This is a genomic window from Belnapia sp. AC561 (assembly GCF_979252845.1).
Genome location: NZ_CEEDBP010000035.1, coordinates 1 through 12,629, shown reverse-complemented (window position 1 = coordinate 12,629; position 12,629 = coordinate 1). Strand labels below are relative to the sequence as shown.

Annotated in this window: 11 protein-coding genes; 10 read left to right on the top strand and 1 reads right to left on the bottom strand. The window is 71.6% G+C overall.

Annotated features, from left to right (window positions below):
• The 10 genes from AC0IW9_RS23250 (at position 1) to AC0IW9_RS23205 (ending at position 10,016) form a co-directional block, all read left to right on the top strand.
• Positions 1-780, top strand: coding sequence for an enoyl-CoA hydratase/isomerase family protein (locus AC0IW9_RS23250; protein WP_471650692.1), 780 nt, complete (start codon positions 1-3; stop codon positions 778-780).
• A gap of 116 nt (positions 781-896) precedes the next feature.
• Positions 897-2,009, top strand: a complete 1,113-nt coding sequence (locus AC0IW9_RS23245) for a mandelate racemase/muconate lactonizing enzyme family protein (RefSeq protein ID WP_471650691.1) — start codon at positions 897-899, stop codon at positions 2,007-2,009.
• A gap of 29 nt (positions 2,010-2,038) precedes the next feature.
• The gene (locus tag AC0IW9_RS23240; RefSeq protein WP_471650690.1) at positions 2,039-3,226 is read left to right on the top strand and encodes an ABC transporter substrate-binding protein; all 1,188 of its coding nucleotides are present in this window, start codon (positions 2,039-2,041) and stop codon (positions 3,224-3,226) included.
• Between the two features lie 4 nt (positions 3,227-3,230).
• The gene (locus tag AC0IW9_RS23235) at positions 3,231-4,088 is read left to right on the top strand and encodes a branched-chain amino acid ABC transporter permease (RefSeq protein ID WP_471650689.1); all 858 of its coding nucleotides are present in this window, start codon (positions 3,231-3,233) and stop codon (positions 4,086-4,088) included.
• The gene (locus AC0IW9_RS23230; RefSeq protein WP_471650688.1) at positions 4,088-5,833 is read left to right on the top strand and encodes a branched-chain amino acid ABC transporter ATP-binding protein/permease; all 1,746 of its coding nucleotides are present in this window, start codon (positions 4,088-4,090) and stop codon (positions 5,831-5,833) included. The genes AC0IW9_RS23235 and AC0IW9_RS23230 overlap by 1 nt, the downstream gene beginning before the upstream one ends.
• Complete coding sequence (locus AC0IW9_RS23225) at positions 5,814-6,563, top strand: ABC transporter ATP-binding protein (RefSeq protein ID WP_471650687.1); 750 nt, start codon at positions 5,814-5,816, stop codon at positions 6,561-6,563. The genes AC0IW9_RS23230 and AC0IW9_RS23225 overlap by 20 nt, the downstream gene beginning before the upstream one ends.
• A 21-nt stretch (positions 6,564-6,584) precedes the next feature.
• Positions 6,585-8,015 carry an FAD-dependent oxidoreductase gene (locus tag AC0IW9_RS23220; protein WP_471650686.1) on the top strand — a complete coding sequence of 477 codons (1,431 nt, stop codon included), beginning with the start codon at positions 6,585-6,587 and terminating at the stop codon, positions 8,013-8,015.
• Positions 8,015-8,491, top strand: a complete 477-nt coding sequence (locus AC0IW9_RS23215) for a CMD domain-containing protein (RefSeq protein ID WP_471650685.1) — start codon at positions 8,015-8,017, stop codon at positions 8,489-8,491. Before AC0IW9_RS23220 ends, AC0IW9_RS23215 begins: the two co-directional genes overlap by 1 nt.
• Entirely contained in the window at positions 8,488-9,051 is a 564-nt protein-coding gene (locus AC0IW9_RS23210) for a peroxidase-related enzyme (protein WP_471650684.1), read from the top strand. The genes AC0IW9_RS23215 and AC0IW9_RS23210 overlap by 4 nt, the downstream gene beginning before the upstream one ends.
• Positions 9,048-10,016: a Bug family tripartite tricarboxylate transporter substrate binding protein gene (locus tag AC0IW9_RS23205; protein WP_471650683.1), complete on the top strand. Its 969-nt coding sequence runs from the start codon at positions 9,048-9,050 to the stop codon at positions 10,014-10,016. Before AC0IW9_RS23210 ends, AC0IW9_RS23205 begins: the two co-directional genes overlap by 4 nt.
• A gap of 248 nt (positions 10,017-10,264) precedes the next feature.
• Here AC0IW9_RS23205 and AC0IW9_RS23200 read toward each other — a convergent pair.
• Positions 10,265-12,629, bottom strand: a 2,365-nt coding sequence (locus AC0IW9_RS23200) for an O-linked N-acetylglucosamine transferase, SPINDLY family protein (RefSeq protein ID WP_471650682.1), incomplete at its 5' end; no start/stop codon positions are given.

Here is a 12,629-nt window from a genome sequence, read left to right as displayed (position 1 = left end):
ATGCTCGATGACCTGCAATGCTTCACCCTGACCGTCGCCGAGGGAATCGCCACGGTCACCATCAACCGCCCGCCGGTGAATGCGCAGAACGGCCGCTTCCGCGACGAGATCATCCGCATCTTCGACAGGCTGCACGACACGCCGGAGGTGCTGGCCATCGTGCTGACCGGCGCCGGCCGGGTCTTCTCCGCCGGCGCCGACCTGAAGGAGCGGCCGGGCCTGTCGGGTGAGCCGGGGGCCTATCCGCGGCACAACCGGCTGGTGCGCGCCGGCTTCGCCTGCGTCATGGAATGCGAGAAGCCGGTCATCTGCGCGATCAACGGCGCGGCGATCGGCGCCGGCTGCGCGCTCGCGCTCTCGGCCGATATCCTGGTCGCTGGCGAGAGCGCCTTCCTGTCGATGACGGAGGTCGATGTCGGCCTCGCCGGCGGGGTGAAGCATGTGCTGCGCCACTTCGGCCAATCCGATGCGCGGCTGATGATCATGACGGCGCGGCGCATCCCCGGGCCGGAGCTGCTGCGGATGAACGTCGTCTCCGCCTGCGTCCCGGACGCCGAGCTGCTCGAGACGGCCATGGGCATCGCCCGCGAGATCGCCGGCAAGGTGCCGCTGGCGGTGCGGGCGGCCAAGCGCTCCTTCAACCTGGTCGAGGATCTGCCGCTGCACGAGGGCTACCGCTACGAGCAGTCCCAGACCGTGGCGCTCTCGACCAGCGAGGACACGAAGGAGGCGCAGCGGGCCTTCGCCGAGAAGCGCAAGCCCGTGTTCACCGGGCGATAGGGGGAGAATTCGCGCGGGGGGGCGGTTGAACTGGCGGGCCGCCCGCCGCAGGATGCGCCGCGACGGCCCGGAGAGGACCGCCTCGGAGGGCCATCCAGGATCATGAACGTCTTGCCATGCTGATTACCGCCGTCGAATCCTCCGTGGTCTCGATGCCCTTCACCATGGGCGGGCCGCATTCCAGCTTCGCCGGCCAGCGCTGGGACCGCATGGAGATCCTGCTGGTTCGGGTCGAGACCGCGGACGGCCTGGTTGGCTGGGGCGAGGCCTTCGGCCATGCCGCCATCGCCAGCACCAAGGCCGCGCTCGATACCATCGTCGCGCCGCTGGTCGTCGGGCGGGACTCGGCGGATATCGCCGGGCTGACCCGGCGGGTGCTGCACGCCGTGCACCTGCTCGGGCGGAACGGGTCCTTCGTCTATGCCTTCTCCGGCATCGAGATCGCGCTCTGGGACATCATGGGCAAGCGCTGCGGCCAGCCGATCTGGCGGCTGCTGGGCGGTGCCGCGCCGGCGAGCCTGCCGGCCTATGCCAGCCTGCTCTCCTACGGCGGCGACCTCGGCCTGGTCGCGCGCAACACCGCGGATGCCGTGGCCCAGGGCTACCGCCACATCAAGCTGCACGAGCTGACCCGCGACGCGGTGCTGGCGGCGCAATCGGCCGCACCCGAGGCCCGCATCATGCTCGACGTGAATTGCGCCTGGACGCCCCCCATTGCCCGCGGCATGGCGGAATCGCTGGCCGGCGACGGGCTGCTCTGGCTGGAGGAGCCGGTCTGGCCGCCGGAGGATGCGGCCGGCCTCGCCAGCCTGCGCCGCCACGGCATCCCGCTCTCGGCCGGGGAGAATACCGCCGGGCTCTTCGGCTTCAAGGCGCTGATCGAGGCCGGCGCCATCGACATCGCCCAGCCCAGCGTGACGAAAGTCGGCGGCATCGGCGAGATGGTCCGGGTCATCCGGCTCTGCGAGGCGGCCGGCGTCGCCGTCACCCCGCACAGCCCCTATTTCGGCCCGGGCTTCGTCGCCACGCTGCACATCGCCGCCGCGCTGGTGGAGAATCCGCTGGTCGAGGTGCTCTGGCTGGAGATGGAGCCGAACCCCTTCGACCCCTGGGTCCGTAGCACGAACGGACGGGTCGCGGTGCCGACCGGCCCCGGCCTCGGCGCCGACCCGGACCCGGCGCTGCTCGCCCGCACCACGATCGGCACGCCGACCCGCATCACCGCCTGACGTCCAAGACAAGCAAGGGATAACCCAGCATGACCATCACCCGCCGCGGCCTGGTCCAGGCCAGTGCAGGCCTCGCCGCCGCTAGCAGCCTCGCCACCCCTGCGCTGGCGCAGAATGAGCCGATCAAGATCGGCTGGCTCGCCGCGCTGACCGGCCCCAGCTCCGCCCCCGCCATCGGCTTCAACCGCGGCGTGGTCTATGCCGCCGAGGCGCTGAATGCGGCCGGCGGCGTGAAGGGCCGCAAGGTCGAGATCATCACCCGCGACACCCAGGGCGACCCGACCAAGGCGGTGAACGCCACGCAGGAGATGATCAGCCAGCTCAAGGTGCATGCCATCTGGGGGCCGACCAATTCCGGTGAGTCGCTCGCCGTCACCGCCATCATGGCGCGCGGCAAGATGCCGAACATCCACCCCTGCGTGGTCGATAGCCTGATCGACACGACGCGCTACCCGAATGCCTTCCGCATCGCCCCCTCCAATACCCAGTGGGACGACGCGGTGCGCAACTACACGCTGAACATCGCCAAGGCGAAGAAGGTGGCCGTCGTCGGCGATACCACCGGCTATGGCGTCAGCGCCGCCAATGCCTCCGCCGCCGCCCTGCAGAAGGATGGCGCCCAGGTCGTCTACAAGGCGAATATCGACGCGACCCAGCCGGACATGACCCCCGATATGCTGCGCGCCCGCAATGCCGGGGCCGAGGCCATCGTCATCTGGTCCGTCTCCACCGGCATGATTGCCCGGATGCTGAATACCCGCGCCACCATGGGCTGGGACGTGCCCTTCATCGGCCATCCCTCGCTCGCCTCGGGCGAGATCGCCGGCCTCATCGACAAGCCGGCGAACTGGGAGAAGGTCTACGCGATCGGGTACAAAAGCTGCAGCTACGACGCCGCCGGCAAGCTGCCGCCGCGCAATGAGGAGCTGCTGGCCAAGCTGCAGGGCAAGATCAACCTGCAGGACACGCTGCTCTGGTGGGTCGCCTGCGGCATCGATGCGGTGAACATGGTGGCCAAGGCGGTGGAGACCGGCGGTTCCTCCTCCTCCGAGTCGATCATCAAGGCCTGGAATGGGCTGAAGGACTACCCCGGCTACTTCGGCGACTACAGCTACACGCCGACCGACCACAACGGCTTCCCCGTCGCCGATATCGTCATGTCGGCCGCCTCCACCGGCAAGAACGGCACCTTCGCCCTCGCCCCCGGCTACGGCTGACCGCATGCTCGCCTCGATCCTGGCCTCGGGCCTGGCGGTCGGCGCGGTCTATGCGCTGATCGGCATCACCTACAACACCATGTTCTCGACCTCCCGGGTGATGAGCTTCACCGCCGGGCAGCTCGGGATGCTCGGCGGCGTCTTCGGCTCGCTGTTCATGCTGCGGCTGGGGCTGCCCTGGCCGGTTGCCCTGGTGCTGACGCTGGCCTGCTGCGCGGCGGTCGGCGTCGTCACCGAATTCATCGCGGTGCGGCCGGTGCTGAAAAGTCTCGACCAGCACCTCTATGTCCTCTCGACGCTGGCGGTGGCGCTGCTGATCCAGAACCTCACGGCGCTGCAGTGGAGCACCGAGCCGCAGCCCTTCCCGCGGCTGCTCGAGATGGGCAGCGGCATCTGGGACGAGAAGTACTGGCTTCCGGTCGGCGCCTGCGTGGTGACGATCATCGGCCTCGAGTACCTCTACCGCCACACGCTGGTGGGCCGCGCCTTCGTCGCCGTCGCCGAGGACAATTTCGCCGCCCGGGCGCTCGGCCTGCCCGAGCGCAACCTGCGCATCGCCAGCTATGCGTTGGCCGGCGCCGTGGGGGCGCTGGCCGGCTTCTCCGGCGGCCAGCTGCTGCTGGCCTTCTTCGCCAATGGGCCGCTGCTCAACTTCTACGGCTTCATCCCGGTGGCGCTGGGCGGGCTCGGCAACAACCGCGGCGCGGTCATCGGCGGCATCCTGCTCGGGCTGTTCCAGCAGGCGGCGAACTTCACCGTGGGCGGCATCTTCTCCTCGGTCGCCGTCTTCACCCTGTTCATCATCGTCCTGCTGCTGCGGCCGCAGGGCATGTTCGGCGCGCCGCTGGCGCGGAGGGTCTGATGGTCCGGGCATTATGGCCATTCGCCCTGCTGCTGGCGCTCGCCGCGCTGCTGCCGCTCTCGGGCAATGAATACTGGGCGCTGATCGCCACCCGCGCCGCGATCTACTGGATCCTGGTCGCCGGGCTGAACCTGATCGTCGGCTTCGCTGGGCAGCTCGCCATCGGCTACGTCGCGCTTCTGACCATCGGCGCCTATACCGCCAGCGTGCTGACGGCGGGGACGGTGATGGCGCCGATGGGGGCCTTCCCGGCGCTCGGCATCGCCGCCGCGGCAGGGGCCGTCTTCGGCGTGGTGGTCGGCCTGCCGGCGCTCCGGCTGCGGACCTTCTACTTCGCCATGACGACCTTGGGCTTCGCCACCATCGTCACCCAGATCACCCTGGCCTGGCAGGATGTGACGGGCGGCGGCATCGGTATCCCCGGCCCGGCGCTGCCGGCGCCGATGGATAGCGCCTGGGGCTTCTACTACTTCTGCCTCGCCGTCGCCGTGGTCTGCACCTGGGCGACGGCCAATATCGCCCATAGCCGGTTCGGCCGGGCGCTGGTCGCCATCCGCGATTCGGAAGTGGCCGCCGAGGCCGCCGGCATCGACAAGCCGCGCATGCTGGTGCTGGTCTTCATCCTGGCCGGCGCCCTGGCCGCCTTCGCCGGCGGGCTGTTCGCCTCGCTCCAGACCTACATCACGCCGGATGCCTTCACCTTCGAGCTGTCGCTGCTCTTCTTCATCGCGGTGCTGATCGGCGGACGCGGCTCCATCCTCGGGCCGATGCTGGGGACCATCCTGCTGACGCTGCTGCCGGAGGTGGCGGCGCCGCTCGCGGCCTGGTCGACCTTCCTCTATGCGGCGCTGCTACTGGTCATCGTCCTCGCCATCCCCGGCGGCATCGCCGCGCTGCTCGACCGCCGCAACCGCCTGCCGCTGCCGGAGAACCGCGACATCCGCCCGGATGCCGCGGCGCTGGAGCCCCTGATCGCCGCGCGGGACGCGCACGAGACCCTGGCGCTGCGCGGCATCGTGCTGGCCTTCGGCGGCGTGCGCGCCATCGACGGCGTCGACCTCGACGTCCGCCAGGGCCAGGTGCATGGGCTGATCGGCCCGAACGGCAGCGGCAAGACCACCACGCTCAACGTCATCTCCGGCTACTACAAGCCGGAGGCGGGCAGCATGACGATCGGCGGCACGCCGCTGCCGTCCGGCATCCCGGAAGGCCGCGCGGCGCGGGGCATCGCCCGCACCTACCAGACGCCGCGGCTGATCGGCGAGGCCAGCGTGCTGCAGAATGTCATGATCGGCGCCAGCATCAGCGGCACCGCCACCTTCGTCGAATCCCTGCTCTCGCTGCCGCGGCACATCGCGGACGAGCGCCGGATGAAGACGCAGGCGCGGCTGGCCTTGCAAGCGGTGGGGCTCGCCGGCCTCGCCGATGTCCGCGCCGACCGGCTGCAGCACAGCGAGCTGCGCTTCATGGAGATCGCCCGGGCGCTGATGCTGAAGCCCGGCTTCCTGCTGCTGGACGAGCCGGCGGCGGGGCTCTCGGTCGAGGAGATCAAGCGGCTCGGCGCGCTCATCAAGGCGGTCAGCCGCCAGGGCACCGGCGTGCTGCTGGTCGAGCACCATGCCGACCTGATCTTCGACATCTGCGACCAGGTGACGGTGCTGAACCTCGGGAAGGTGCTGGCCGCCGGGACGCCGGCCGAGATCCGTGTGCACAAGGAGGTTGTCAGTGCCTATCTCGGAGGGTGAGCCCCTGTTGGCGGTGGCCGGCCTGCGGTCGGGCTACGGCAAGATCGCGGTGCTGCACGGCATCGACATGCGGATCGCCGCCGGCGAGGTCATCGCGCTGCTCGGCCCGAACGGCGCCGGCAAGACGACCCTGCTGCGGGCAATCTCCGGCCTGCTGCCGGTCAATGGCGGCACGGTGCATTTCGGCGGCGCCGACATGAAGGGTGCCGATCCGCGCACCGCGGCCCGTGCCGGGCTGGTGCATGTGATCGAGGGCCACCGGGTCTTCACCCAGATCTCGGTCACCGACAACCTGCTGCTGGCCGGCTACGACCTACCGCGGCGGGAGCGCTTGGCACGGATCGAGGAGGCGCTGGAGTACTTCCCCGAGATCGCCGCCAAGCGGGCCGACAAGGGCGGGGCGCTGAGCGGCGGGCAGCAGCAGATGCTGGCCGTGGCGCAGGGCCTGGTGCAGCGGCCCAAGCTGCTGATGCTGGACGAGCCCTCGGCCGGCCTTTCGCCGGTGCTGGTGGATCGGGTGCTGGGCGTGGTGCGGGCGCTGCGGGACAAGGGCACCGCCGTGCTGCTGGTCGAGCAGCTCATCGAGAAGGCGCTTGCCGTCTCCGACCGGGTCTATGCCATGGCCCAGGGGCAGGTGGTGCTGGAGGCGGGGGCCAAGGAGGCGGACCTGCCGCACCGGCTGGAACGCGCCTATTTCGGCCAGGATGTCCCGACCGCGCTGCACGGCTGAAAACTTGCTAAGAAGCGCGGCATGACCAGCCCCGCTGCCCCGATCGGCCTCCCCGCGCTGGAGGCCCGCCTCCGCCAGGACCTCGACTACCTCGAACTGCCGGCAAAGCCCTGGGTGCCGCGGCGGCAGATCGAAGGAAGGCCGGTGGCCGATGTTGTCGTCATCGGCGCCGGCATGTCGGGGCTGGCCATCGCCGCCTCGCTGCGGCTGCTCGGCATCGACAATATCCGCGTGCTGGACCGGGCGCCGGCCGGGCAGGAGGGGCCCTGGGTCACCTTCGCCCGGATGGAGACCCTGCGCTCGCCAAAGACCCTGGCCGGCCCCGCCATCGGCCTGCCCTCGCTCACCTTCCGCGCCTGGTTCGAGGCGCAGCATGGCGCCGCGGGTTGGGAGGCGCTCGGCAAGATCCCGCGCGGGCAGTGGATGGACTATCTCGGCTGGTACCGGCGGGTGATGGCGGTGCCGGTCGAGAATGGCGTCGCCGTCTCCCTGCTGCGGCCGCGGGCCGACGAGCTGGTCGCGGTCGAGACCGAGGCCGGCGAGATCCTCGCCCGCCGCGTGGTGTTGGCGAGCGGCCGCGACGGCATGGGCGGGCCCTTCGTGCCGGAGATGGCGCGGGGCATCGACCGGCGCTTCTGGGCGCATACGCGGGACGACATCGACTTCGCCGCGCTGCGTGGTGCGCGGGTCGGCGTGGTCGGCGCCGGCGCCTCGGCCATGGACAATGCGGCAACGGCGCTGGAGGCGGGGGCGGCGAGCCTCGAGCTGTTCGTCCGCCGCGCCGCGCTGCCGCGGGTGAACAAATTCACCGGCATCGGCAGCCCCGGCGTGGTGCATGGCTTCGCTGCCCTGCCGGATGCCTGGAAGTGGCGCTTCCTGCATCATGTGCTCGGCGCGCAGACTCCGCCGCCGCGGGACAGCACCCTCCGCGTCTCCCGCCACCCCGGCGCGCGGCTGCATCTCTCGAGCCCGATCCTCGGCCTGGCCGAGCGCGACGGCGCGTTGCGGGTGGAGACGCCGAAGGGCGCCTTCGAGCTCGATTTCCTGATCTTCGGCACCGGCTTCGGCGTCGATGCGACCTTGCGGCCAGAGCTGCGGCTGGTGGCGCCGCAGATCCGCCGCTGGGGCGACCGCTTCACCCCCGGGCCGGATCAGGCGCAGGCGGAGCTGGCGGCCTCGCCCGACCTCGCACCCGACCTCAGCTTCCAGGAACGGATCCCCGGCGCCTGCCCGGCACTGGCCCGCATCCATTGCTTCACCTATCCGGCGACCCTCAGCCACGGCAAGCTGACCGGGGATATCCCGGCGGTCAGCGTGGGCGCGCGGCGGCTGGCGCTGGCCATCACGCGGGACTTCTTCGTGGCCGACCGGGAGGCGCATTTCGCCACCCTGGAGGCCTTCGCCACCCCCGAGTTGCAGGGCGATGAATGGCCCGCGGAAAGGATCGTCTGATGGATCTGGTCGAGACGCTGCTGGGCATCGCCCCCGGCTCGCCGCTGGCCGAATTGCGCGGGCAGCGGGCGGCGATCCGCCAGCACACGGAGGGCGCCTGGCGCGAGCTGGTGCTGCCGGCGGAACCCGGCGGCGTCAGCCTCGCCGAGCGTGCGGCACTCGCCTTGCGGGTGGCGCTGCGCGGCGGGCATGCCGGGCTGGCCGCGCATATCCGCAGCCTGCCGGTGCCGGCCGAGGCGCTGGCGGCGGCTGCAGACACGGCGCCGGCCGAGGGCCGGCTCGGCCTGCTGCTGCGCTACGCCGACCTGGTCGCCGAGACGCCGGAGCGCTGCGGCCAGGCGGAGATCGATGCGCTCGGCGCCGCCGGGCTCTCGCCGCAGGACATCGTCGCGGTGACGCAGCTCATCGCCTTCGTGCCCTGCCAGATCCGGCTGCTCGCCGGGCTGCGCGCCCTGCAGGAGGAGACCACCGCATGAGCCGCTTCACCATGGAGGAGGTCGCCTGGCACCCGCGCATCCCGCCGGTCGAGGCGGAGCAGGCCACCCCGGCGCAGCTCGCGGCGCTCGAGGCCTGCCCGCCGGCGCAGCGCCGCTCGACCTATTTCCTGACGCTGGCCAACGACCCGGCCTCGCTCGGCGAGCGCGGGGCGCTGTTCAACAGCGTGATGTATGCGCCGCGCGGGCTGCCGCGGGCGGAACGCGAATTGGCCACGGCGGTGGTCTCCATCGTCAACGGTTGCGTCTACTGCACCTCGGTCCATGCCCGGCGCTTTGCCGAGCTGACGCGGGAGCCGGCGGCGATGCAGGCGCTGCTGGACGAGGGGATCGGCACCGAGCTGCCGCCGCGGCGCCGGGCCATCGTCGATTTCGCGGCGAAGCTGACGGCGACGCCGGGCGCCGTCACCGGGGCGGATATCGCCCCGCTGCGGGCGGCGGGGCTCGATGACCTGGAGGTGCTGGACCTGATCCATGCCATCGCCATGTTCGCCAATGCCAACCGGCTGATGCAATCGCTCGGCGCCTCGGTGATGCCGTGATCAGGCGGCGGGCGCTGCTCGCGGCGGCCTTCCCCGGCGCGGCCCTGGCCCAGGCCCAGGCACCAAGCTGGGCACCGGACCGGCCGGTGCGGCTGGTGATCCCCTTCGCCCCCGGCGGGTCCCAGGACGTGCTCGGGCGGTTGCTGGCCCAGGGCGTCGCCGGGCCGCTCGGGCAGCAGGTGCTGGTCGAGAACCGGGCCGGCGCCGGCGGCGTGCTGGGGGCCGAGACGGTGGCCCGCGCCGCGCCAGATGGGCTGACGCTGCTGCTCTCGACCGCCGGGCAGCTCACCATCGCCAAGGCGATCGGGCGGCGGCTGCCCTATGACCCGATCGCCGACTTCACCCCCATCCTGCACCTGACCGACAGCCCGGTGGCGCTGCTGGCCGCCCCCGACCTGCCGGTCGCCGATGCCCCGGCGCTGCTGCGCTACGCGCGGGAGGCCGCCCAGCCGCTGCCCTATGCCTCCACCGGGATCGGCACCAATACCCATCTCATCATGGAGGATCTCAAGGCCCGGCAGGGGCTGAAGGTCGAGCACGTGCCCTATCGCGGCGCGGCGGCGGCCTTCAACGACCTCCAGGCCGGGCGGATCGCGCTGATGTTCGTCTCGGTACCCTCGGTGCTCGCCGCCGCCGGGGGCCAGTTCAAGGTGCTGGCCGTCACCTCCCGCGAGCGGTTTCCCGCGCTGCCGGCGGTGCCGACCCTGGCCGAAGCGGGGGTGGCGGAGTTCGAGGCGAGCATCTGGACCGGGCTCTCCGCCCCGGCGCGGACCCCGGCGCCGGTGGTGGCGAGGCTGGCCGCGGCCTTCGGCGGGGCGATGCGGACCGAGATGGTGAAGTCCCGGCTGGACCTGCTGGGAGCGGTGCCGAACGGGGCGGATGGCGCCGCCTTCGAGGCGATGCAGCGGGAGGATCTGGCGCGCTGGACGCGGGTGGCGGGGCCGCTCGGGATCGTGCTGGACTGAGCCGGGGCGCCCTTGGAGGCCAGGGTTGAGGCCTGCTCAATTCAGCTAAATTCCTCTAAATTTGGCTAAATTCGCTAAAATTCGGCTCAATTTCATTTATTTTTTGGCGGGCAGAAGCTGGTAAGTCCCTGATCCTGAACGCAATAAATTTTATTGTGGGGTGGTGAAGGGCCATCCTGGCGTCACAACCGGCACAGGCCGTGTTGTGACTATAGTCCTATACACCTCGAGCCCCCGGAAGGCAAGGCTCAGGCCCGGACCACCTGCGCCACCCGGTCGTAGAAGGCGCCGATGAAGCGCTCCTCCTGGCCCAGCGGATGCTCCCGGATCATCCCGCGCAGCCCCTGCCGCAGCAGCCGCCGGCGCGGCCGGTCCGCCGCCAGCGCCGCCGCCGTCGCCACGTAATCCGCGACGCTGAAGACCGCGAGGTCGCCGAGGCCGGCATTGCTGAGGTTGGAATAGCTCAGCCGCTCGGGGAAGCCGGGGCCGACCAGGGAGACCACCGGCACCCCCATCCAGAGGCATTCGCAGGTGGTGGTGCCGCCGACATGCGGCAGGCTGTCGAGCGCGATGTCGATGGCGTTGTAGTGCGGCAGGTGCTGGCCGCGGATGCCGATGAACTCCAGCCGGTCGGGATCCACGTCCCGCGCGGCGAACAGCGCCCGGGCATTGGCGACGAAGGCCGGGGCACGGCCTTCCGGCCGGACAAACAGGAAGCGGGAGCCGGGGACGGCGCGCAGCACCGCGGCCCAGGCATCGATGCAGGCTGCGGTGAACTTGTACGGGTTGTTCATGGTGCCGAAGGTCAGGGTGCCGCGGCGCTCCTCGGGCAGGGTGTCCTCGATGGGGACGGGGCGGAAGCCGGCGCTGCCCATGGTCACCCAGGTCTCCGGCATCTCGAAGGGCCGTTCCTGGAGCAGCCGCGGGTCCGCGGGGCGGATATAGGGATCGACCAGGATGTAGTCGATCGCCTCCAGCCCGGCGGAATGCGGGTAGCCGAGCCAGCTCGCGCCGATCCGCGCCGGGCGATAGGCCATGACCCCCAGCTTGTTCATCGCCGTGGTGCCGCCCAGCTCGAACAGCATGTCGAGCCCGTCGCGGGCGATGCCCTCGGCGACCTCCGGCGTGCTGCGCCGCGGCCACCAGCGGAAGCCCTGGACCGAGGCGGCGATGGCGGCCTGCACCTCGTCCTCCTCGCGCTCGTAGAAGGAATAGCAGAAGACCTCGAAGCGGCTGCGGTCGTAGCGGGTCAGCAGCGGCTCGGCGAAATAGGCGACCGGGTGGTTACGCAGGTCGCTGGACATGAAGCCGAGCCGGATGGGCCGGCCGGTCTGCAGCGCGGGAATGGCCAGGGCCTCGGCCGCGGGCGGCAGCGGGGTGATGCCGGCCTGGACGCGGCGGCCCCAGTCCTTGTGCCAGTCGAGGATGCGGATGCGGTCCTCCAGCGTCTCGACCTGGCCGAGCTCGCTGTGGAGGGCGGTGACGGCGCCCTCGGCGACCCAGCGCGGGGCCAGCTCGGCCATGGTGCCGGTCTGCGCCAGCCGGCCGAGGTCGAGGCAGCGCTGGAAGGCGGTGCGGATCGGCCGGGCATGGTTGCGGGCGCCGTCGGGGTCGCGCTGCAGCAGGCTGCAGGCCAGCTCGTAGGCGGCCTGGAGATGCGCCGCCTCGTCGCCGTGGCGGCTGCGGCCGAGGCTCTCGATCAGCTCCCCGGCGAGCGGCGTGGAATTGGGATGCGCGGCGAGGCCGCGGCGCAGCACCGCATTGGTCGCGGCGCGGTCCTTCTCGCCCATCAGCCGGGCGAAGAGGATGCTGGCGCCGGGATGGCCGGGCGCGGCGGCGAGGACCTCCTCGATCAGCCGCTGGGTCTCGGCCAGCCGCCCGGTCGCCAGCATCAGCCGGGCCTCGGCGATGCGCAGGCCGTTGTCGGCCGGCTGCTGCGCCCGGGCGCGGGCGATGGCGGCGCCGGCCCGGTCCGGGGCGCCGAGCGCGAGGTGGATGCCGGCGAGCTCGGTCGCGGCCTCGACCAGCTTCGGGTCCAGGGCGCAGGATTTCTCCAGGCTGGCCAGCGCGCCGGGCAGGTCATGCGCGGCGCGCAGCGCCCGGCCATGCAGGCGCCAGAGCTCGGCATTGCGCGGCTCGAGCTTCAGCGCGGCGGCGAAGGCGGCGGCCGCACCGGTGTGCTCGGCCAGCAGCATCTGGACATTGCCGAGGTTCTGCCAGGCATTGGCCCGGCGCGGTTCCAGCCGCAGCGCCTGCTTCAGCACGGTGACGGCCTCGGCGTAGCGGCTGGCGCGCTTCAGCATCACCCCCTGCAGGTTGAGCAGGGCGCAATCCCTGGGCCGGCGGGCGACGGCGGCGGCGGCGATGGCGACGGCCTCCTCCGGCCTGCCGGCATCGGCGAGCGCCACGGCATAGGGCATGGCGAGGCCGGGCAGGGCGGCACCGGCGGCGACCGCCCGGGCGAAGGCCTCGGCGGCGGCGGCGGGCCGGCCGGACTGGCCGCGCAGCAGGCCGAGCTGGGCCCAGTCCTGGGCATTGCCGGGAGCAGCGGCGAGGCGGGCGAGCAGGGCCGCTTCCGTTGCCAGGGGGGATGCCCGGGGGGATGCCCGGGGG